The organism is Cupriavidus sp. HE11, from assembly GCF_056097175.1.
In genome coordinates, this window is the sequence record NZ_CP184464.1 from 3,689,130 (window position 1) to 3,710,686 (window position 21,557).

Annotated in this window: 22 protein-coding genes; 10 read left to right on the forward strand and 12 right to left on the reverse strand. The window is 65.3% G+C overall.

All coding sequences use genetic code 11. The features are described from left to right. Positions 1 to 2: 2 nt before the first annotated feature. The 7 genes from ACOABP_RS17250 to ACOABP_RS17280 all read right to left on the reverse strand — a co-directional run bounded on the left by ACOABP_RS17250 (position 3) and on the right by ACOABP_RS17280 (position 8,298). Positions 3 to 1,169: an ABC transporter permease gene (locus ACOABP_RS17250; protein WP_474226372.1), complete on the reverse strand. Its 1,167-nt coding sequence runs from the start codon at positions 1,167 to 1,169 to the stop codon at positions 3 to 5. A 15-nt stretch (positions 1,170 to 1,184) separates the two neighbouring features. Next, entirely contained in the window at positions 1,185 to 2,339 is a 1,155-nt protein-coding gene (locus tag ACOABP_RS17255) for an ABC transporter permease (protein WP_474226374.1), read from the reverse strand. Between the two features lie 3 nt (positions 2,340 to 2,342). Beyond that, on the reverse strand, positions 2,343 to 3,089 hold the full coding sequence (locus ACOABP_RS17260) for an ABC transporter ATP-binding protein (protein ID WP_474226376.1): 747 nt from the start codon (positions 3,087 to 3,089) through the stop codon (positions 2,343 to 2,345). Positions 3,090 to 3,092: 3 nt separating this feature from the next. Continuing rightward, positions 3,093 to 4,301: an efflux RND transporter periplasmic adaptor subunit gene (locus tag ACOABP_RS17265; RefSeq protein ID WP_474226377.1), complete on the reverse strand. Its 1,209-nt coding sequence runs from the start codon at positions 4,299 to 4,301 to the stop codon at positions 3,093 to 3,095. 97 nt (positions 4,302 to 4,398) lie between these two features. Beyond that, the gene (locus ACOABP_RS17270) at positions 4,399 to 5,811 is read right to left on the reverse strand and encodes an FAD-binding oxidoreductase (protein ID WP_474226378.1); all 1,413 of its coding nucleotides are present in this window, start codon (positions 5,809 to 5,811) and stop codon (positions 4,399 to 4,401) included. A gap of 42 nt (positions 5,812 to 5,853) precedes the next feature. After that, a complete protein-coding gene (locus ACOABP_RS17275; protein WP_474226379.1) occupies positions 5,854 to 6,549 on the reverse strand; it encodes a FadR/GntR family transcriptional regulator in 696 nt (231 codons plus the stop codon). Between the two features lie 66 nt (positions 6,550 to 6,615). After that, a complete protein-coding gene (locus ACOABP_RS17280; protein ID WP_474226381.1) occupies positions 6,616 to 8,298 on the reverse strand; it encodes a sigma 54-interacting transcriptional regulator in 1,683 nt (560 codons plus the stop codon). A 339-nt stretch (positions 8,299 to 8,637) separates the two neighbouring features. Between ACOABP_RS17280 and ACOABP_RS17285 the strand changes: the two genes are divergently transcribed. Genes ACOABP_RS17285 through catA form a run of 7 tightly spaced genes read left to right on the forward strand, consistent with a single transcriptional unit; the run spans position 8,638 to position 14,128 of the window. Continuing rightward, the gene (locus ACOABP_RS17285; RefSeq protein ID WP_474226382.1) at positions 8,638 to 8,808 is read left to right on the forward strand and encodes a phenol hydroxylase subunit; all 171 of its coding nucleotides are present in this window, start codon (positions 8,638 to 8,640) and stop codon (positions 8,806 to 8,808) included. Between the two features lie 27 nt (positions 8,809 to 8,835). After that, positions 8,836 to 9,846, forward strand: a complete 1,011-nt coding sequence (locus ACOABP_RS17290; RefSeq protein ID WP_474226383.1) for an aromatic/alkene monooxygenase hydroxylase subunit beta — start codon at positions 8,836 to 8,838, stop codon at positions 9,844 to 9,846. Then, the gene (locus tag ACOABP_RS17295) at positions 9,843 to 10,115 is read left to right on the forward strand and encodes an MmoB/DmpM family protein (RefSeq protein ID WP_066737856.1); all 273 of its coding nucleotides are present in this window, start codon (positions 9,843 to 9,845) and stop codon (positions 10,113 to 10,115) included. The genes ACOABP_RS17290 and ACOABP_RS17295 overlap by 4 nt, the downstream gene beginning before the upstream one ends. Positions 10,116 to 10,152: 37 nt before the next feature. Then, on the forward strand, positions 10,153 to 11,688 hold the full coding sequence (locus ACOABP_RS17300) for an aromatic/alkene/methane monooxygenase hydroxylase/oxygenase subunit alpha (RefSeq protein WP_474226385.1): 1,536 nt from the start codon (positions 10,153 to 10,155) through the stop codon (positions 11,686 to 11,688). 38 nt (positions 11,689 to 11,726) lie between these two features. Beyond that, on the forward strand, positions 11,727 to 12,089 hold the full coding sequence (locus ACOABP_RS17305) for a phenol hydroxylase subunit P4 (protein ID WP_066737852.1): 363 nt from the start codon (positions 11,727 to 11,729) through the stop codon (positions 12,087 to 12,089). A gap of 12 nt (positions 12,090 to 12,101) precedes the next feature. Beyond that, complete coding sequence (locus tag ACOABP_RS17310) at positions 12,102 to 13,163, forward strand: 2Fe-2S iron-sulfur cluster-binding protein (RefSeq protein ID WP_474226387.1); 1,062 nt, start codon at positions 12,102 to 12,104, stop codon at positions 13,161 to 13,163. 50 nt (positions 13,164 to 13,213) lie between these two features. Next, positions 13,214 to 14,128 carry a catechol 1,2-dioxygenase gene (gene catA, locus ACOABP_RS17315; RefSeq protein ID WP_474226389.1) on the forward strand — a complete coding sequence of 305 codons (915 nt, stop codon included), beginning with the start codon at positions 13,214 to 13,216 and terminating at the stop codon, positions 14,126 to 14,128. Positions 14,129 to 14,286: 158 nt separating this feature from the next. On the opposite strand, the gene ACOABP_RS17320 is transcribed toward catA, so the two are convergent. Further along, entirely contained in the window at positions 14,287 to 14,745 is a 459-nt protein-coding gene (locus ACOABP_RS17320; RefSeq protein WP_474226390.1) for a carboxymuconolactone decarboxylase family protein, read from the reverse strand. 130 nt (positions 14,746 to 14,875) lie between these two features. After that, complete coding sequence (locus ACOABP_RS17325) at positions 14,876 to 16,039, reverse strand: AAA family ATPase (protein ID WP_474226392.1); 1,164 nt, start codon at positions 16,037 to 16,039, stop codon at positions 14,876 to 14,878. A 168-nt stretch (positions 16,040 to 16,207) separates the two neighbouring features. Between ACOABP_RS17325 and ACOABP_RS17330 the strand changes: the two genes are divergently transcribed. Continuing rightward, on the forward strand, positions 16,208 to 16,570 hold the full coding sequence (locus ACOABP_RS17330) for a glyoxalase superfamily protein (protein ID WP_474226394.1): 363 nt from the start codon (positions 16,208 to 16,210) through the stop codon (positions 16,568 to 16,570). A 6-nt stretch (positions 16,571 to 16,576) separates the two neighbouring features. Here the strand turns inward: ACOABP_RS17330 and ACOABP_RS17335 are convergent, their stop codons facing one another. Both ACOABP_RS17335 and ACOABP_RS17340 read right to left on the reverse strand, forming a co-directional pair. Beyond that, entirely contained in the window at positions 16,577 to 16,999 is a 423-nt protein-coding gene (locus ACOABP_RS17335) for a VOC family protein (RefSeq protein WP_474226396.1), read from the reverse strand. Next, complete coding sequence (locus tag ACOABP_RS17340; protein ID WP_474226398.1) at positions 16,996 to 18,732, reverse strand: Na/Pi cotransporter family protein; 1,737 nt, start codon at positions 18,730 to 18,732, stop codon at positions 16,996 to 16,998. The genes ACOABP_RS17335 and ACOABP_RS17340 overlap by 4 nt, the downstream gene beginning before the upstream one ends. Positions 18,733 to 18,883: 151 nt before the next feature. On the opposite strand from ACOABP_RS17340, the gene ampC reads away from it, so the two are divergent. Further along, a complete protein-coding gene (gene ampC, locus ACOABP_RS17345) occupies positions 18,884 to 20,113 on the forward strand; it encodes a class C beta-lactamase (RefSeq protein ID WP_474226400.1) in 1,230 nt (409 codons plus the stop codon). A 15-nt stretch (positions 20,114 to 20,128) separates the two neighbouring features. Here the strand turns inward: ampC and ACOABP_RS17350 are convergent, their stop codons facing one another. Next, entirely contained in the window at positions 20,129 to 20,674 is a 546-nt protein-coding gene (locus tag ACOABP_RS17350) for a cupin domain-containing protein (RefSeq protein WP_474226401.1), read from the reverse strand. Between the two features lie 417 nt (positions 20,675 to 21,091). On the opposite strand from ACOABP_RS17350, the gene ACOABP_RS17355 reads away from it, so the two are divergent. Further along, positions 21,092 to 21,526: a nuclear transport factor 2 family protein gene (locus ACOABP_RS17355; protein WP_474226402.1), complete on the forward strand. Its 435-nt coding sequence runs from the start codon at positions 21,092 to 21,094 to the stop codon at positions 21,524 to 21,526. Positions 21,527 to 21,557 lie beyond the last annotated feature (31 nt).

The window sequence follows — 21,557 nt, forward strand, 5'->3', positions numbered from 1 at the left end:
GGCTAGCGTGCCCGCAGCGCATCCACGATATTGAGCCGTGACGCGCGCAGCGCCGGCAGGAATCCGCCGATCAGGCCCATCGCCATCGAGAACAGCAGCGTCTTGACGATAATGGCCGGCGTCAGCAGGAAGCGGAACGACAGGTCGGCAAAGGTCTGGAAGTTCGTGGTGGAGAACGATGCGAACTGCATCAGCGACGCGCAGAGCAGGCCGGCAATGCCGCCCACCAGCCCCAGCAGCACGGCTTCGATCAGGAAGGCCATCAGCACGTTGGTGCGCTGGAAGCCCAGCGCGCGCAGCGTGCCGATCTCGCCCACGCGGTTGGCGACCGACGCGTACATCGTGATCATGGCGCCAATCATGGCCGCCACCGAGAAGATGGTCGTCAGCGTGAGCCCCAGGATATTGATAAAGGCCGACAGCGCCTTGGACTGGTCGCTGTAGAACTGCTGCTCGCGCTTGGCCTCGTTCGCCAGGCGCGGGTCGACGTCGATATCGGTACGGAATTTGTCGAAGACGTCGGTATTCGCCAGCCGCAGCACCATCGACGAATAGCTGGTGCGGCGGAACGACTGCATGAGCTGGTCCACGTCGCCCCAGATCTCGGAATCGAAACCGCTGCCGCCGGCATCGAAATGGCCCACCACGGTCCAGTCGCGCTGCGCAAAGCGCAGATGATCGCCAATGCGCACGTTGCCGTACCCCTTGGCAATGCTGCTGCCGACGATGATTTCCGATGATCCCGGCTTGAACACGCGCCCCTCGGTCAGCCGCACCTGCGGCCGCAGCGACACGCCCAGCGGCGATACGCCCCGGATCACCACGTTCGACGGCGTGGTGTAGCCAGTCTTGGTCAGCGAGATCAGCACCACCGCTTCGCGCGAGGCCATCGGGCGGCCTTCGGGCGTCATGGCGATGGACGGATACATCTCCAGAGCGGCCGCCTGGTCGCGCGAGATGGCGCTCTGGATCTCGGTCTCGGCACCCTTGCGGATCACCACCACGTTGTCGCGCTCGCCCGTGGTCACCAGCGTCTGCTTCAGGCCGGCATCGAGCATCAGCATCGTCGCGAACACGAAGACCACCAGCGCCAGGCCGCCGGCCGTCAGCGCCGTGGTCAGGCGCCGGGCCCAGACGTTGCGGGCGATGTAGTGGAGCGGAATGACCATCTGCGTGCGTTCCCGTCAGCCAATGGCCCGCAGGCCTTCGACGATCCGCACCCTGGCGGCCTGGACCGCCGGCACGATGGCGGCGGCCACGCCAACCACCAGCGCGCAGCCGGCCTGCATCGCCATGGTCTCGTGCGACACGGTGAATACCGGGAACACCCCGCCCACGGCCTGCTTGAAGAAGCGGGCCGCCGGCGGTGTCAGTAACATGCCCAGCGCGCCGCCAAATGCGCTGATGATCATCGATTCGCCAAAAACGAGCAATGACAGGAAGCCCGGGCCGAAGCCCAGCGCCTTCAGCGTGGCGTATTCGGTGATGCGCTCGCGCGCGCTCATTGCCATGGCGTTGGCCATCACGGCCATCACGATGACGATCACCACATACGACACCACGCGGATCGCCGCGATGATCTGGTTCGACATCGCCACAAAGCCAAGCTGGAAGGCCTGTTCGGTCTCGGTCAGGGTTTCGGCCAGGGAATTCTTGAACACGTTGTCCACCGCGCGCGAGATCGCGGCGGCATTGTCCGGGTTATCCACCCCCAGAATGAACACGCCCACCTGGTCGGCCTGCCTGGGATTCTTCTTGCGCACCGTTTCGTTCAGGTAGTCCCAGTGGAACACCATCTGGCGCGTGATCGTGCTTTCGTCGCGGCCGTCCATGATGCCCCGCACCACGAAATCCCAGGTGCCGGCGTAGATCGTGCCCTTGATCGGGATGACGTCGCCGACCTTGAAGCCGTACAGATCGGCCAGTTGCCGGCCCACCAGCGCACCGCGGCGGTCGCGCTGGTAGTCGGCCCGCTGCTCGGGCGGGACGATGAACTCGGGATACAGGTCGAGGTAATTGTCCGAGACGGCAAACTGGGCGAAGAAGTTCTTGGGGTCGCGGTAGACGCCGCCGAACCAGTTCGAGCGTGCCACCTGCGTCACGCCATCGACGCCCTTGATCCGGTATTCGTAGTTCAGCGGCAGCGCAAAGGTCAGCGAGATGGCGTTGCGGGTGACCAGCCGTGCGTTGGAAGCCGCCGACGCGCCCGCGTACCAGGCATCGACCACGGTCTGCAACAGGCCGTAGGCCAGCACCGCAATCACCAGGCCAAGCACCGTCAGCGCGGTGCGCAGCTTGTGGCGCATGGCGTTGCGGGCGATCAGCTTGGGCAGGAACATGGGCTACGCTTCCCGGCCGCGCTGCTCGCCCTGGAGCAGTTCGCCTTTTTCCAGATGAACCAGCGACTTGGCGGCTTCGGCGGCATGGGCGTCGTGCGTGACCATGATGATGGTCTTGCCCAGGTCGGTATTGAGCCGTTGCAGCATCGCCAGGATGTCCGTGGCCGAACTACGATCCAGGTCGCCGGTCGGTTCGTCGGCCACGATCAGCGTCGGATCGGTAATCAACGCGCGGGCAATCGCCACGCGCTGCTGCTGCCCGCCGGACAGCTCGGTGGGATAGTGGTCCATGCGATCGGCCAGGCCAACCATGCCCAGCACCATCTCCACGCGCTCGCGCCGCTCGGCGCGGCTCAGCCGCGTCAGCATCAATGGCAGTTCCACGTTCTCGTAGGCGGTCAGCACCGGCATGAGGTTGTAGAACTGGAAGATAAAGCCAACGTGCGCGGCGCGCCAGTCAGCCAGCGAGGCCTCGGGCAGTTCCGAGATATCGACCCCGCCCACCAGCAGTTCGCCGCTGTCGGGCCGGTCGATGCCGGCAATCAGGTTCAGCAGCGTGCTCTTGCCGGAACCGGACGGCCCCATCAGCGCGATAAAGTCGCCCGCCGCGATGTCGAGCGAGATATCGGACAGCACCGGCACGATCTGCGCGCCCCGCTGGTACGACTTGGCCAGGTGGCGGATCGAGACCAGCGGGGCCGGCGGCGCGGCCGAGGCGGAAGGCATGGAAGGGTCGAGCGGGGCGGCCATGTCTTACTTCTTTGTGACAGTGACGCGAGCGCCGTCCGACAGCTTGTCGGCCGGGGCCAGCACCACGGTCTCGCCCGGCTTCACGCCCTGCACGGCCAGCAGTTCGCCAACTTTCGCGCCCCGGGTGACAGGTACCTGCCTGACCTTGCCATCGGCCACCACGAACACCACGGGCTTGCCGTCGCGGTCCACCACCGCCGACGGCTGCACGGCCGTCAGCGGCTTGTTGTCCTCGGGCGGCACCGGCTTGGACAGGAAGGCGATCTTGGCGCTCATGTCGGGCAGCACGCGCTGGTCGCGGTCGACAAAGCGGATCTTGACCAGCACCGTGGCCTTGGACCGGTCCACGGTGGGCACGATGCGCGACACGCGCCCGGCCATGCGCAGGTTCGGCAGCGCATCGAGCAGGATCTCGCACGGTTGTTCCACCGTGATCCTGGCGATATTCGATTCGGCGACGTCCGCTTCCACTTCGAGCGTATCCATGTCGGCAATCGTCACGATGGCGCCCTTGGTGTCGGCGGCTGCCGAAAACGGCGTGATGTTGTCGCCGACGTTGGCGTGCTTGATCAGTACCACGCCGTCGAACGGGGCGCGGATCACGGTCTGCTCGACCGCCACCTCGGCCGCCCGGGCGTTGGCCTTGGCCGACGTGATCGACGCCTGCGAATTGTTGATCGAGGCACGCGCCTTGTTGTAGCGCGCCAGGTCGGCGTCGTACTGCTGCCTGGAGATGGCCTTCGGTTCCAGCAGCATCTCCGAGCGCTTCAGGTTGACCTCGGCATCGCGCAGTTCGGCCTGCTGCAACTGCAGGTTGGCCTCTGCCACCTGCACCTGCGCGCGGGCCTGGGCGGCCGAAGCCTCCACGTCGCGGCTTTCCACGCGGGCGATGATCTCGTCTTTCTTCACGCGCGAGCCTTCCAGCACGCCCAGCCATTCCAGCCGGCCCTGGGCCTTCGAGGCCACCGCGGCCTTGCGCTGCGGCACCACGTAGCCGGTGGCGTTCAGCAGCGTGTAGTTCTGGGACGGGTAGGCCGCCGTGATCGTGGTGGTTTCCACGGGCTGCGGGCCTGCCAGCCGGGCCCCCACGCCGATGACCACCAGCAGGATCGCCGCGATGATCGCGTAACGCACCCAGCGGCGGCGCCGGCGTGGCGCGGGCGCCATGGCACTGCGGTCGATTTTCAGCTTGCTCAGGTCTTGATCAGCCAATTTGGGAACCGTTTCGTTGCGGTATGCAGAAAAAGGCTCCCAGTATAGCGACTGTGCAAGGCAGCAAAGCGCCTGAAAGAACGTCCACCGAAAGCCGTTACAGCAGCTTGCCCGGGTTCATGATGCCGCTGGGGTCGAACACCTGCTTGATGGCGCGCATCAGCCGCAGTTCCAGCGGATCTTTCAGGGCCAGGAACGCGTCGCGCTTGAGCTGGCCGATGCCGTGCTCGGCGCTGATGCTGCCGTTGTAGCGCGCCACTTCCTCCATCACCTCGTCGCTGACGGCCTTGCCGTCGCCGAGCGCCCATTTCGGGTCGGCGCCAAGCGGGCGCGACAGGTTGTAGTGCAGGTTGCCGTCGCCGAAATGGCCGAAGATGAACGGCCGGATGCCCGGGTGGCGGGAGACCAGACGAGCCTCCATCGACGCCATGAACGCCGGGATGCTCTCGATCGGCAGCGACACGTCGTGCTTCAGGTGCAGGCCGTCGGCACGCTGCGCCTCGGAGATTTCTTCGCGCAGGCGCCACAGGCCCTGCAGTTGCGCCAGCGATGCCGATACGGCGGCGTCGAGACACAGGCCCCGTTCCAGCGCTTCGCCGATGACCGATTCCAGCAATGCGTTCAGCACATCCTCGGACGCCGTATCGGCAATTTCCAGCAGGACATAGGCCGGATGGCGCTCGGCGAATGGTGCCTGGACGTTTTCGGCATGGGTCAGCACCAGGTCCAGGCAGGCGCCGGTAAAGAACTCGTAGGCCTGCAGCCGGGCGCCGCAACGGGCGAACAGCAGCGAATACAGCTCCAGCGCCTGCGCGGACGATTCCACGGCGGCCAGCACCACCGCGCGCGAGTCGGCGCGCGGCGACAGGCGCAGCGCGGCGGCCGTGATGATGCCAAGCGTACCTTCCGATCCGATCAGCAGTTGCTTGAGGTCGTAGCCGGTGTTGTCCTTGCGCAGCGTGCGCAGGCCATGAAAGACCTCGCCGTTGGGCAGCACCGCTTCCACGCCCAGCACCAGTTCGCGCGTCATGCCGTAGCGCACCACGTTCACGCCGCCGGCGTTGGTGGCCAGGTTGCCCCCGATCTGGCACGAATCCTCGGCCGCCAGCGACAGCGGGAACAGGCGGTCGTTTTCCTCGGCGGCCCGGCGCAGGTTGCCCAGGATGCAACCCGCTTCGGCCACCATCGTGTTGGCGATGGTGTCGATCGAGCGGATCTTGTCCATGCGGTCGAGGCTGATCACCACGTTGGCCGGGCTGTTGCCCGGCGCGGCACCGCCGCACAGGCCGGTATTGCCGCCGCGCGGCACCACGGGCACGCCGGATTGCTGGCACAGCGCCAGCGCCTGCGCCACCTGGGCGGTGGTGCGCGGCCGCACTACGGCCTGCGCGTGGCCCTTGTACAGCCCGCGCCAGTCGGACAGCCAGGGCGCCACGTCATCGGGCGCGGTGGCAACCACCTCGGGGCCAAGGGCTTCGGTCAGGCGTTGGGCGAATGCGGTATCGGACATGATCGGCTTCGGAAATGGAGGAATTCAGAGGATTTGGCGGATTTACGACTGGCGCAGCGGCAGGCCCAGGCGGCCAGCGGCGTTGCGCAGGTGTTCGGTGGCACGCAGGCGGGCCAGTTCGGCATTGCGCGCACGGATGGCATCGAAGATCGCCACGTGTTCGGCATGCACGCGCGCGGGCAGCCCAGGCTGGCGGCTGGAATTGACCCGTGCAGTGCGCACGGCCTGGTGCAATTGCAGGTTCATGTACTGAAGCAACTGCAGGTAATACGGGTTGTGCGTGGCCGTGGCAATGGCGATGTGGAACTGGATGTCGGGCTCCACGCCGTGGTCGGGATCGTCGATCCGGGCGGCTATGGCATCGAGCAGGGCGGACATGCGTGTCACGTCGGCTTCGGTGCGATGCCGGGCCGCCATGGCGGCCGCCGCGCTTTCCAGGTCGATCCGCAGTTCGAAAATCGCGGCCAGGTCGGTGGCGTCGGCACTGCCGGCCAGCCGGAATCCGCTGTCGCTGACGCGGGATCGAACGGTGCTGCCCAGGCCCTGGCGGCTTTCGATCATCCCTTGCGATCGCAGGTGCTCGGTTACCTCGCGGATCACGGCTGCGCTGACGCCGTAGCGTTCGGCCAGCTGCTTGCCGGTAGGCAGCCGCGCACCGACGGGAAACGTCCCGTCGGCAATTTCGCCGCGCAGTTGCTGGATAACGCGCTCGGTCAGGGTGATGGGCCTTGTCTGCATAGGCCAGCACCTTACGCTTTTCTGGTTATATGAAAACTAGGTGATAACCCTTAATAACTCCGAAGCCTATCCGTCCTTCTTGAGCCGGTACGCCAGTTGCGGCCGCGTAATGCCGAGCATCCGCGCCGCCGACGACAGGTTGCCGCGCGTGGTGGTCATCGCCAGCTGCATCAGCCGGGCCTCGATCTGCGGCAGCGACACCTGCTGGTTCAGCAGTTTTTCGATCAGCGCATCGGCGTCCTCGCTGGTTTCCGGGCATCCGGCGCCCATCTGCTGGCTGGCGAACAGGTGGGGCACGTCGATCATGCCGGTGGCCGGCGCCAGCAGCACGCCGCGTTCGATCATGTTTTCCAGTTCACGGATATTGCCGGGCCACGGGTATTGCACCAGCGCGTCGCGCGCCCGGCCGGTGAGCCCGCGCACCTGCTTCTGGTAGCGTGCGTTGCAGCGCGTGATGAAAGCCTGGGCCAGCTCGGGGATGTCTTCCTTGCGTTCGCGCAGCGCCGGGATGGCAATCGGGTAGGTGCTGATCCGGTAGAACAGGTCGGCGCGGAACTGGCCCAGCCTGATGGCCTGAGCCAGGTTCACGTTGGTGGCGGCAATCAGCCGCACGTTGACCTTGCGCGCTTCCACGCTGCCCAGCCGTTCCACCTCGTTGTTCTGCAGCACCCGCAGCAGCTTGACCTGGGCTGCCGGGGGCAGGTCGCCGATCTCGTCCAGGAACAGCGTGCCGCCGTGGGCGCGTTCGAAGCGGCCCGGGCGCGATTGCTGGGCGCCGGTATAGGCGCCTTTCTCGACTCCAAACAGCTCGGATTCCACCAGTTCATGCGGGATCGCCGCGCAATTGACGGCAATGAACGGCTGCTCGGCGCGCGGGCCGTTGTCATGCAGCCAGCGCGCAAACATCTCCTTGCCGGCGCCGGTTTCGCCGGTCAGCAGCACGGTGATATGGCTGTCCGCCGCAGCCGAAAGCAGGGTGAAGGCTTCGCGGAATGCCGGCGACTGCCCGATCAGGTTGCCCTGGTTGGCACCGCACAGCGTTTCGCGCAGCGTGCTGACTTCCTGCTGCAGCGAGAGCAGGTCGCTGATCACCGAGTCTGGCTCGAAGTACTTCAGGTATTCGGCGTCGTCCCATTCCTCGGCAGGCTTGCCGACGATGCGGCACTGGTCGTCGCCGCGCCGCGCGCATTCGGTCTCCTTGTAGATGACCAGGCGGTCCATGAAGGTGCTGGAATAGCCTGACGCATAGCCCAGCTGCACCCAGCAGCCGGCTTCCTCGCGGCTTAGCGCCTCGTTGAACGGCGCCTCGCCTTCCCACGAATCCTTCCAGAGAAATTCGCCGTAGAAGTGGCCGGTGTCGCGGTCTACCTCCAGCCGCACCGGCTCGACGCGCGTCACACCTTCGAGCATATGCAGTTGCGGGCCCCACAGGAACGCCTCGTGCGGGGAACTGGCCAGCTCTTCCTTGCGCTCGCGCTTGACCATCTCGGCATCGCGCATGCCTTGCGCGTAGCCCATGCGGATCAGCAGGCCCTTGCCGCGCTCAATGCCCAGCGTGTCGAGAATCTCCCGGCGCAGGTAGCTCAACGCTTCGGTATGCATCAGCACCATGCGCGATTCGCCAAGGCGGATCTGCGCCGCACGGGCGTCGATGGTCAGCAGCGATGCCAGGTCGAAGGGCGGGGCGCCAGGCGGTGGGTCTTGCGATTGCGGGGGCAGCTTGGGCGGTGTTTTGGGGGGCGTTGTCATCCTCGTCACTCCAGATTCGTGCGGGCGCTTTCTGGCGAAGCGCCTCGTCTTTCCGCGAAGCCTAGCACGGCCTCTGGCGATCCCCGATAGGGGCTGACGCGCCCCTTTGCGCCGATGCTGCGGCGCAGCGCGCGGCGATTTGATCATTTGATGAAATCGGCCTTGATCCCCTCATCAAATGATCAAGCAGCCTGACGCATCGCAGAACCGCCACTTTCCCGCAAGCCCTTGTGCCACAACGATTTGCGCGGCCTGGCACGCGGCTCGCTATATGCCTTGCACCCGATTCCACAAAAACGTACGCACCGCCCGGTGTGTGCAAGGCAACAGGAGCGAGACATGCCACTTCCCACCCCGGACCAGCGCTACGTGCGCGTGGTGGAGCGCGGCGAGCGCTGGGTCGAATTCGAGTTCTCGATTGGCGATCCGGCGATCTTCGTGGAACTGGTGATGCCGCCGGAGCAGTTCCAGTCGTTCTGCCGCGACCAGCACGCCCAGTTGCTGAACTGAACAGATAACACCCACAAGGAGACAGCCATGCAAATCGATATCCGGACCGACGCCAGCGTCAGTCCGATCCGGCAGACGTTTGCCCATATTGCCCGGCGGCTGGGCGCGGACAAGCCCGCCACGCGCTACCAGGAGGCCATGTACGACCTGCAGCCGGTTGCCAGCTTCCACTATCGCCCGCTCTGGCAGCCGCAGTACGAGCTTTACGACACGCGCCGCACCCGCGTGGTGATGCAGGACTGGTACGCGCTCAAGGACCCGCGCCAGTATTTCTACGGCGCCTACGTCAACGCCCGCGCCCGCCAGCAGGACACGATGGAGAAGAACCTGGAGTTCGTTGACAAGCGCGGCCTGCTGTCCACGCTGCCGGCTGACCTGCGCGAACTGCTGACCGTAGGCGTGGTGCCGCTGCGCCATCTGGAATGGGCCGCCAACATGAACAACGCGGCCATCACTGCCTACGGATTTGGCTCCGCGATCACCCAGGCGGCCATGTTCCACACGATGGACCGCCTGGGCATCGCCCAGTACCTGACGCGCATCGGGCTGCTGATCGGCGACAAGAACGCCGTGGACCAGGCCAAGACAGCCTGGATGGAAGACATGACCTGGCAGCCGCTGCGCCACGCGACCGAAGACCTGCTGGTGCGCGACGACTGGTTCGAACTGCACGTGGCGCAGAACCTGGTGCTGGACGGACTGGTGTATCCGCTGGTCTACCAGCAGTTCGAGCGACATCGTCTTTCGTCCAATCCGGCGTTCTCGCTGGTGACCGATTTCATGACCGCCTGGTATGGCGAATCGGCGCGCTGGGTTGATGCCACGGTCAAGACGGCCGTGCAGGAAAGCCCCGACAACGCCGCCGTCATCGGCGAATTCGCCTGCGGCTGGCTGGAGCGCTTCACGCATGCGCTGCGCCCGCTGGCCATGCGGCTGTTCGCCGCCGATGCCGATGCCGAACTGACCCAGGCCGTGGATGGGCTGCGCAAGCGCCTGGCCGGGCTGGGTTTGACTCAACCCCAGGGAGACCAGCCGTGAGCGACGCACCCGTATTCATCGCGCTGCAGGCCACCGACGACATGCGCCCCGTGATCGAAGCCATCGAGGCCGACAACCCGCACGCCACCGTCAACCACTACCCGGCGATGGTCAAGATCGACGCGCCGGGCCGGCTGTCGATCCTGCGTGCCAGCGTGGAAGAACGCATCGGCCGCACCTGGGACGTACAGGAACTGCAGCTCGGCCTGATCTCGCTGGCCGGCCATATCGACGAGACCGAAGACGCATTCGTGCTGGCGTGGCAGTAAAGCCCGCGCCGGCCCCACAGAACACAGGAGACAGGCAATGACCACCGCAACCGCCACCGCCATGGCCGCCCGGGAAGCCACCCGGCCCAAGCTGTCGCTCAAGGACAAGTACACCGTGCTGACCCGCGACCTGGGCTGGGACACCACCTACCAGCCCATGGACAAGGTCTTTCCGCACGACAAGTTCGAAGGCATCGTGATCCACGACTGGAACGGCTGGGAAGACCCGTTCCGCCTGACGATGGACGCCTACTGGAAGTTCCAGTCGGAAAAGGAGCGCAAGCTCTACGCGATCATCGACGCCTTCCAGCAGAACAACGGCCAGCTCAACGTCAGCGACGCCCGCTACGTCAACGCGCTGAAGCTGTTCCTGACCGGCGTGTCGCCGCTGGAATATGCGGCGCATCGCGGTTTTGCCATGGCCGGACGCAGCCTGCGCGGCGTGGGCGCCCGCGTGGCCTGCCAGATGCAGTCGATCGACGAACTGCGCCATTGCCAGACCCAGATCCACACGATCAGCCACTACAACAAGTTCTTCAACGGCTTTTCCGACTGGCGCCACCTGCATGACCGGCTCTGGTATCTGTCGGTGCCCAAGTCGTATTTCGAAGACGCCATGACGGCGGGACCGTTCGAGTTCATCACCGCCATCTCGTTCTCGTTCGAATATGTGCTGACCAACCTGCTGTTCATGCCGTTCATGTCGGGCGCTGCCTACAACGGCGACATGGCGACGGTGACGTTCGGGTTCTCGGCCCAGTCCGACGAGTCGCGCCATATGACGCTGGGTCTGGAAGTGGTCAAGTTCATGCTCGAACAGGACCCGGCCAACCTGCCCATCATCCAGAAGTGGATCGATAAGTGGTTCTGGCGCGGCTACCGGCTGCTGACGCTGGTGGCGATGATGATGGACTACATGTGCCCAAAGCGCGTGATGAGCTGGAAGGAGGCCTGGGAGATCTATTTCGAGCAAAACGGCGGCGCGCTGTTCAAGGACCTGGCGCGCTACGGCATCCGCATGCCCAAGTACCACGAGCAGGCCGCGAAGGAGAAAGACCACCTGTCGCATATCGCGTGGGGCATCTTCTACAACTTCAACCACGCGGCGGCCATCCACACCTGGGTACCCGAGCCGAACGAACTGGACTGGCTGGCGCAGAAGTACCCCGACAGCTTCGACCAGCATTACCGGCCGCGTTTCGACTACTGGAAGCAGCAGCACGACGCAGGCCAGCGCTGGACCAACCCCGGCCTGCCGATGCTGTGCCAGATCTGCCAGATTCCGATGGCGTTCACCGAGCCTGACGACCCCACCCAGGTCTGCTATCGCCACGCCGAACACGACGGCGAGCACTACCACTTCTGCTCGGACGGCTGCCGGGACGTGTTCCTGGGCGAGCCCGAGAAATACGTGCAGTCGTGGCTGCCCGTACACCAGATTTTCCAGGGCAACTGCGGCGGCCCCACGCTGCCCGAGGTGCTGGACTGGTACCACCTGAAGCCCGAAGACCGTGGCGACTATGCCGATTCGCAGGACCGGGCGAACTGGCAGCGCTGGACCGGCCACGAGTAAGCAACGTCAGCACAGACAGAAGCAGAAGGAGACAGATCATGCCAGTCATCGCATTGGCGCCCGGTTATACGGGCGAGGTTCGCGACCGCGTGGAGAACTTTCACGGCAACCAGCTGGTGTATTTCGGGTGGGACCAGCATCGGCTGTTCTGCAGCCCGTTCACGCTGCCGCTGCCGCCCGACATGCCGTTCGGCGCGCTGGTCGACAACGTGCTGGTGCCGTTGCTGGGGGCCCACCCCGAAGGCGCGGCCATCGACTGGGCGCGCGTGGAATGGCTGCGCGGCGACGCCCCGTTCACGCCGGACGCGCAGGCCAGCCTGACGGACAACGGCCTGGGCCACAAGTCGCTGCTGCGGCTGCGCACGCCGGGGCTTGCCGGTATCGGCGGGTCATTCAACTAAGCGGAGGTTGCCATGAGCTACCAACTGACCATCGAGCCGCTGGGCCAGACCATCGACGTCGACGAAGGCCAGACCTTGCTGGACGCCTGCCTGCGCGCCGGCGTATGGCTGCCGCACGCGTGCGGACACGGCCTGTGCGGCACCTGCAAGGTGCAGACGCTGGACGGCGAGATCGACCACGGCGAGGCGTCGCCATTCGCGCTGATGGATTTCGAGCGCGAGGAAGCGAAATGCCTGGCTTGCTGCGCCACGCCGCTGTCCGACATGACCATCGAGGCCGATATCGAGCCCGATCCCGACCATCAGTGTCTGCCGCTGATGGACTTTACGGCCGAAGTCACGCGCATCGAGGCGCTGACGCCGACCATCAAGGGGGTGTTCGTGCGGGTGGAGGGCGCCGAGGCGCTGCGCTTCCAGCCGGGCCAGTACGTGAACCTGTGGGTCGGCAACGAGGCCGCGCCACGCGCCTTCTCGATTGCGTCGGCGCCGTCGTCGGACGAGATCGAACTGAATGTCCGGCTGGTGCCGGGTGGCAGCGCGACAACGTATATCCACGAAAAACTGGCGGTGGGCGAGCGGTTGCAGCTGTCGGGGCCGCTTGGGCGCTTCTTCGTGCGCAAGAGCGATCCGCGTCCGCTGGTGTTCATGGCCGGTGGCTCGGGGTTGTCGAGCCCGCGCTCGATGGTGCTGGACCTGCTGGCCTCGGGCGATACCCGCCAGATCGTGCTGGTACACGGCGCCCGTACCGCCGACGAGCTGTATTACCGCGAGGCCTTCGAGGCGCTGGCGGCGCAGTACGAACACTTCACCTATGTGCCGGTGCTGTCGGCCGAACCGCAGGGCAGCGCATGGGATGGCGAACGCGGCTACGTGCATGACGTGGCGTCAAGCCACTTCGGGCACGACTTCCGAGGCTGGCGCGCCTACCTGTGCGGACCGCCGCCGATGATCGAGTCCTGCATCGCCACGCTGATGCAGGGCCGGCTGTTCGAGAAGGACATCTTTACCGAGAAGTTCCTGTCGGCGGCCGATGCCAGCCAGGCCACCCGCAGTCCGCTGTTCCGTTCGCTGTAACGATCAGACCAAGACCAAACCCCTAAAAACGATCCACCAAGGAGACAACCATGGACAAGATCCAGATCGACGCCGTGCTCAACCGTATCGAGGAAACCACGGGCCAGCACGCCAACCCGCGCATCGCGGCCATCGTCCACCGCATGGTGCGCGACCTGTTCTACATGATCGAAGACCTGGACGTGCAGCCCGAGGAATTCTGGTCGGGCCTGAACTTCCTGGCCGAAGCCGGCCGCGCCGGCGAGCTTGGACTGATCGCGCCGGGGCTGGGCTTCGACCACTTCCTGGACCTGCGCATGGACGAGGCCGAGGCGCGCGCCGGCATCGACGGCGGCACGCCGCGGACCATCGAGGGGCCGCTCTACGTGGCCGGCGCACCAGTGGCGCAGGGCGAGGCACGGCTCGACGACGGTACCGACGAAGGCGAGGTGCTGGTGATGGAAGGACAGGTCCGGGACGCGGGTGGCCAGCCGCTGCCGAATGCCGTGGTAGAGGTCTGGCACGCCAATTCGCTGGGCAACTATTCGTACTTTGACCCGACGCAGAGTGCGTTCAACCTGCGCCGCAGCATCGTGACCGACGCTGACGGCTGCTATCGTTTCCGCAGCATCATGCCGGTGGGCTACAGCGTGCCGCCGGGCGGCAGCACCGACCGCCTGCTCAAGCAGCTGGATCGCCATGGCACTCGCCCGGCACACATCCATTTCTTCGTGTCGGCTCCGGGACATCGTAAATTGACCACGCAGATCAATATCGACGGCGACCCGTTCCTGTGGGATGACTTCGCGTTTGCCACGCGCGACGGCCTGGTGCCGCCGGTGACGCGCGTCGACGACCCGACCGCCATGCAGGTGGCGGGCGCGGACAAGCCGTTTGCGATGATCCGATTCGATTTCACGCTGCACACGGACAACGCCAGCGCGCCGCAGGCCGAGGTGGCGCGACAGCGGGCGGCGGTGGCTTGAGGACTGTTTTCTCGCTCTCTCCCGCATCGCGGGGAGGGGGGCGGGGGAGAGGGGTTGGAGACTCTGCATGCGACCTTTCGCTACTTGAACCGCTGGCCGTCTCCCCAACCCCCTTTCCCATAAACAGGAGAGGGGGAGAAAACTCAGTAAAGTGCGATTTACATCCCCGGCGGCGGGTTCAGCGGGATCTGGTTGTGCAGGCTCAGATTCATCACGTTCCAGGCACGGATGGCGGCCACGGTGTAGCAGAGCTGCGCAATCTCTTCCTCGCTGAAGTGCTCGCGCAGCGCCGGGTAGGCGCGGTCGGTGTCGTCACGGTGCGGCAGGGCGTTCATCGCTTCGGCCCAGCCCAGCGCGGCACGTTCGCGGGCGTCGAAGAACGGCGCCTCGCGCCAGCCGGCGATGGCGTTCAGATGGCGCGGGTCCACACCCTGCCTGATCAGGTCGCGCCAGTGCATGTCGATGCAGAGACCGCAGCCGTTGAGCTGCGACACGCGCAACTGGACCATTTCGACCAGGCGTTCGCCGAGCGAACTCTTCTTGCACGATTGCGACAGCGCAATCAGGGCCTTCTGGCTGGTCTGGGCAAGGGGGAAGAAGTTGAGGCGTGCGGACATGCGGTTCTCCATTTCGTCGGATTCAGGAAGACGGACGCGCCATTCGCATCCGTTTGCCCATAAGACGCGTGGCGAAACGCGGTTGTGACAGGTTTGGCCAAATTTCTTGCGAAATACCTTTTCGGCGCCGTCAGAGCTTGCCTTCGATGGCCTTGCGTTCGCGCCACATTTCCTGCACGAACGGGTCGGTAATGCCGTAGAGACCGTGGCCCTTGCGCATGATCAGGTTGGTGGCCATCAGTTCGTTGACCACCGGTTGCGCCTCGTCGACCTTGACCTCGCGGCCGATGGCCTTCGAGTAGGCTGCCGCCGCATCGGCCGAGAACAGGCCGCGCGCGTCGCCTTCGGCCGAGGCAATCCGGTCAAAGATGGCCGTAGCCAGCCCACCGAGCTGTTCCAGCTTCATCAGTTCGATATCGGCTGCCGTCGAGCGCAGCGTATTGGCAATCACGGGCAGGTGCTCGTCGGGGTTGCTGCCGGGCGGCAGGTGGAAATGCAGCTGGCGCAGCGCCTTGATCATCTCCTCCGGCCGGTGGCCCAGCGTCTGGAACGCCTTGACGGCCACGTCCAGCGAAGGCTGGGCGGTAAAGCCTTCGGCGGACAGCCGCTCCAGCAGGTAGGCCACGTATTCCTTGTCCAGCACCGGATAGGCGACCGATGTGGCACCCGTGAATGCCTGGTTGCGGCGTGCCGTCAGTTCGCCAACCAGGGCGCGGTGCGAGCCCGTGCCAACAAACAGGAAGTGTCCGAGCGTGTTGGGCCGGGGGTTGATGGCGTCACGGGCGGCCTTTAGCGCCAGCAGCATCTGGTTGCCTTCCTCCGACGTGATCGCGTGCTGCACCTCGTCGACGATCAGCACGACGTCGGTGCGGCCCTGGTCCACCACCTCGCCCAGCGCCTGCGCCAGCGTGGCGCCGCCGGGTTCGCCCAGCGTGTCGAGCTTGAACCCGAACTTGAAACCGAGCGCGCCGATGTCGGCACCGGCCAGCCGGCGGAGCTTGCGCACGGCGGTGGCCGGCAGCGATTCCAGTTCTGACAGCTTTTCACGGATCGCATCGCGGATCAGAGAAGCCGGGCTGCGCTGGGGATCGCTCCACAGGTCCACATAGATCACGATCGCACCAAGGTCTTCGAGCGCGGGGATCAGGTCATTAAGCAGGAACGTGGTCTTGCCGATGCGCCGCAGACCGGACAGGAACAAGCCGGAACGTAGCCCTTCGTCCAGAACGCTGGGATGCAGCAACTGGCGCGCCATCTGGCGGGCAAGCTCCGGGCGCTTGTAGACGTAGCTCATGGCAGGTTTAGTCCGAATTATGAAATCCCAATAATTATAGGATTTCTATAAATCAAAGTAAAAGCCCCAGGAAGGCCATGGCATCCGATGTAAAAGTGACTCAAAAAGCATGTCAAAGCCGCTGCCTGATGGCAAAATGCCGATTTGCCGACAAACCAGGAAGCCCCCATGCAGCTGTCGCCAGCCATACCGATCCTGCGCATCTTCTCCGTCGACAAGGCGAAAGAGTTCTATCTCGACTTCCTTGGCTTCACGCTGGACTGGGAGCACCGGTTTGGCGACGACTTCCCGCTCTATGCCCAGGTCTCGCGATCCGGGCTGACGCTGCATCTGAGCGAGCACTATGGAGACGCCACGCCGGGGTCAGCCATCTTCGTGCCGGTCGATGACGTGGACGCACTTCACCGCGAACTGACCCAGCGCCAGTACCGATATGCGAAGCCCGGCGTGGAAGACGCGGGTTGGGGCCGCCAGCTACAGGTCAAGGACCCGTTCGGCAACCGTCTCTGTTTCTGCCAGCAGGCGGCGTAGCCTGGATCAGTCGGCAGGCAGGATCGACGGATTCCACACCGCTTCCCAGAGGTTGCCGTCGGGATCCTGGAAGTAACCGGCATAGCCGCCATAGAACGTGTCCTGGGCCGGCTTGACGATGGTGCCGCCCGCGCGGGCAACCTGCGCCATCACCTGGTCCACCTCGTCCTTGCTCGTCACGTTGTGACCAATCGAAAAACCCGTGGGGCAGGGCGCGCTGGCGGGCAGGCCGGTGTCCCAGGCCAGGTTGTCGCGCGCCCAGAGCGCCAGTTTCAGGCCAGCCTGCAGGTCGAAGAACGCCACGGCACCGTGTTCGAATTCCTTGCCGATGATACCCGGCGTCGCCAGGCCTAGCCCGTCGCGATAAAAGCGCACCGCGCGTTCGAGGTCGGTAACGCCCAGGGTCAGCACCGAGATACGGGGTTTCATGGGGTCTCCCTGGTGGTGGACGGCACGGTGCCGGCATCGTCCAGGCGCACATCGCGCAGCGATGCGGTTGCCTTGGCGATGGCGCGCGACAGCCGCGCGATCTCGTTCAGATGTTCGATCATGTCGTTGGCGAGCCGGAAGTTCGCCACGTCATCGGGGCTGCGCAGATGCAGTTCCGCCATGATGCCCTGCCGCGCGGTGGCGGCCATGGCTTCCAGTGCGGGCTTGGCCGCCACGATGCGGGCCACGGCGTCGATATCGGGGTGTGTCACCGTATTCACCGCGCTCTCCAGCTGCGCGATGACAGCCTTGGCGAAGGCCATGGTGGCGGGGCTGCGCAGGCGGTCCAGGCGGTCGGCATCGGCCCCTTGCGACAGGCGGCGCTGGCTCAGCGCCAGCATGCTCGTGGTAGCCACTTCGCGAATGGCATCGAGCGTGGCAGCGATGCGCGTCAAATCCACCATCTGGTGACTTTCGTCCTCGCTGTCGTTGCCGTCCGACAACTGCCCGATATAGCCAAGAACCGCCGTACTCAGCGACTCGGCGGCCTGGTCCTGCCCGGCGATTGCCACCACGTCCTGCGCCGTGCCGCGTACGGCAATATCGGCGCCGCGTTCCACCAGCGCCTGTACCTGCCGGCCCAGGCTGGTCAGTTCCAGCTGAACGCGGGCAATGCCCAGCGCGGGCATGTCGAGCAGGGTGTCGTCGAGGTAGCGCGGCGCGCCCGGGTCGTGCAGCGTCCTGCGGGTGGCCGGCGCGATCCGCCGGGCCAGCCGGCCGATGGGCCCGGTGAACCAGATCAGGATGGCCGTACTGACCACGCTGAAGATGGTATGGGCGTTGGCGGCCTGGCGCGGCGTTTCGGCGGCCAGCCGCGCGGCGCCGGTCAGCTCCGGCGCGCTGGGCGACACCAGCCGCACGAAGTCCGCGAACTGCGGAATGATGAACGCAAAGAACAGCACGCCCAGCACATTGAACAGCAGGTGGACGATGCCCACCTGCGTGGCTTCGGCATTCTTGCCGATGGCCGCCAGCAGCGCCGTGCCGCAGGTACCGACATTGGCGCCCAGGATCAGCGCGATGCCCGACTCAAGCGGAATCAGCCCCTGGCTGCCCAGCGCGATCACGATGGCCAGCGTGGCGGCCGAACTCTGCACGATGGCCGTGAAAATGGCGCCGATCACGATGCCCAGCAGCGGATTGCGCATGTCCTGCATGGCCGCGATAAACGGCTCGAAGTTGCGCAGCGGCCGGGTGGCATTGCCCATGAACTCGATGCCCAGGAACAGCAGCCCCAGGCCCAGCAGCACGCCGCCCAGCTGGCGCAGCAGTTCCCGCTTCGCGAAGCCATGCAGCAGGAAGCCCAGCGCCAGCAGGAACGGCGTGATCGCGGAAATATTGAAGGCGATGATCTGGGCCGTCAGCGTGGAGCCGATATTGGCGCCCATGATGACCGGAACGGACTGGGCCAGCGTCATCAGCCCCGCCGAGACAAAGCCCACCAGCAGGACCGTGGTGATGGTGGACGAATTGAGCAGCGCGGTGATGCCCGCCCCGGCCAGCACGCCGCGCCAGCGGCTGGCCGTCAGCGTGCCCAGCAGCGACTGCAGCCGCGCCCCGGCAATCGCCTTGAGGCCGCCGGTCATGCAGTCCAGCCCATACAGGAACAGGGCCAGCCCACCTACCAGCAGGCCGACGATTTCAAGCAGGTTCAGCGAAGCACCGGGCTGCATGGCAGTAAACCTATCAGGACGGCGAAGCCGCCATTGTAGGCCGCTGCAGGCCAGAAAAGGCCGAAACGGGCAGGGCGGTCCCCCCTCGGCGAGGGCTGTCGCCGCAGCTACAATGCGATCCTTGCCTTGGACCCAGCCCTCCGGTTTGCCGATGAATCCCACCGCCGCCCCCACGCTTCGCCGCCCTGCGCCCCGTCGTCCGGTACGTTCCGGGCTGTTCGCGTTGACGATTGCCGTATTGGCACCGGCCACACTGGCCGCACCCGCAGCCGGTACCGACGCGATTCGCCAGGCCGTCGACGCAGCGGTGCGGCCCGTGATGGCCCAGTACAAGGTGCCGGGCATGGCCGTGGCAGTCACCGCCGGCGGGCGGCACCAGGTGTTCAACTACGGCTTGGCATCGCGGCAGGGCAGCCAGCCCGTGACCGACGACACGCTGTTCGAGATCGGGTCGGTCAGCAAGACATTTACGGCCACGCTGGCCGCCTGGGCGCAGGCGCGCGGCGCGCTCTCGCTCGATGACAAGGCCACCCGCTACCTGCCAACGCTTGCCGGCAGCGCGTTCGACCGGATCAGCCTGCTGGAACTGGGCACCTATACGGCCGGGGGCTTGCCGCTGCAGGTGCCGGACGCCGTCAATTCCATGCCGCAGATGATCGAATGGCTGCGCAGCTGGCAGCCCGACGCCGCGCCGGGCACGCAGCGGCGCTACTCGAACGTCAGCATCGGACTGTTTGGCCTGGCGGCCGCCCAGGCGCTGGATACCTCGTTTGAAAGCGCAATGGCGCGACAACTGATCCCGAAACTCGGCCTGAGCCATTCCTGGATCGAGGTGCCACGCGCCCAGATGGCCCACTACGCGTGGGGCTACAAGGACGACAAGCCCGTGCGTGCATCGGCGGGCGTGTTCGACGGCCAGGCCTACGGTATCAAGACCACCGCCACCGACATGATCCGCTATGTCGAACTGAATATCGACGGGCAGGCCGTGTCCGACCCGGCGCTGCGCCAGGCGCTGGCGGCCACGCATGCCGGGTACTTCCGGGTGGGCGGCATGACGCAGGGGCTGGGGTGGGAACGCTACGGCTGGCCGGTGGCGCTGGACGTGCTGCAGGCGGGCAACGATGCCCGCATGGTCCGCGATGCCCAGGCCGTGCAGCGTATCGAGCCGCCGCAGCCGGCGCCGGCCGAGGTGCTGATCAACAAGACCGGCTCGACCAATGGTTTTGGCGCCTATGTGGCATTCGTGCCTGGACGGCGGATCGGCGTGGTGATGCTGGCGAATCGCAACCTGCCGATCCCGGCGCGCGTGCAGGCTGCATACGCGATCCTGCAGGCGCTGGACGCGGCGGGGGCCGGGGCGGGACAGCCGGTCAGGTAGAGTGCGGCCCCACCGCTAGAGTGGCATCCCGAACAGCATCACGCTGGCCGTCGTGCGGCCGATCCTTGCCACGCGCTGCAGCCAACTGGCCAGCTGGTGCCCGAGTGGCGGCAGCTTCCGGGCGCGACCCTGAATTTCGCGCGCCAGCCGGCGCGTGATCCGCACGGGCAGGCGCAGACCGCGCGGAATCGTGTTGTGGCAGAAGGCCACCTTGCGCACGTAGCTGTCCACCTCCCAGAACCAGGTCGTCCCACACGGGAAGTAGCCGGCATCGCCCACGTTGAGCGTATGCGTGTTGCCATGGCAGTCGGTCACCCTCACGCTGCCTTCCAGAATGATCACCACCTCGTCGAATTCGTAATACCAGTCGAACGTGCTTCGCGTGCAATCCCAGACCATCGTCCAGGCCGCGCCGTCCACCGTGCAGGAGTGTTCCTGGTAGCGCATCACCGGCGTGCCGCTGCGCACCGAACTGGGCGAGATCGGGCACTGCTGGCCCGGCGGAGTGCGGATGCTGCCGAACCTGCTTGCCTGGTGAAGGACTTGCGGCGAATCTGGCATGACGAACGTCTCCTCGGTCTTTTTTGACTATCTGCCGATGCTTGCCGAATGCGGGATTCCGCAATATGCGAAATCGCACATTTGAAACATTTGCACGAGGCCAAAAAAAGAACCCACCTGACGCAAATCAGGCGGGTTTGCAGGGGGAGGTTAAACAGGACGGGTCAGGTCCTGCGATGAAGCTTAGAGTGAGGCACACGCAGACGCTGTAGGCGTTTGTCTGATTTTGTATTTCTAGCATTTTGAGGGCAACTTCAGGCTCGGAATGCAGTGTGTGCATGGCCCAAGGTCAGTGCGGTTTTGCGCTGGCATTTTGCCCGGGCACGCGTTAGCATGCGTCTCTATGCAACCAGTTGCATAAATCAAGCTCAGGAAGCACCGACACAGGTTGCACCACCCCATCCCAAGGAGACCCGCATGGACGTTCAAGGCCTGACCCCCGCCGCGCAGCAGACGCTGGCAGCCTGGCACACGCTGCTGGCACGCAATGCCATGGAAGAGCTTGACCCGCTGCTGTCGGACCGGATCGTGTTTCGCTCGCCCGTGGCGCATACGGCATATCCGGGCCGTGCCGCCATCAAGCTTGTGCTGAAGACGGTGAACACGGTGTTCCGCAACTTCACCTATCACCGCATGTTTGCCACGGACGACGGCAAGAGCGCGGTGCTGGAATTCAGTGCCGAGGTCGATGGCAAGGCCCTGAAGGGCATCGACATGCTTCGCTTTGACGATGCCGGCAAGATCGAGGAATTCGAAGTCATGGTGCGGCCGATGTCGGGCCTGCACGCGCTGGCCGAAGCCATGGGTGCGAAGCTTGCCACGCAGAAGGCCGTGCTGTCGGGCGCGGAATAAACGTGGATTAAACGCGCGGAACAAGCGAGAA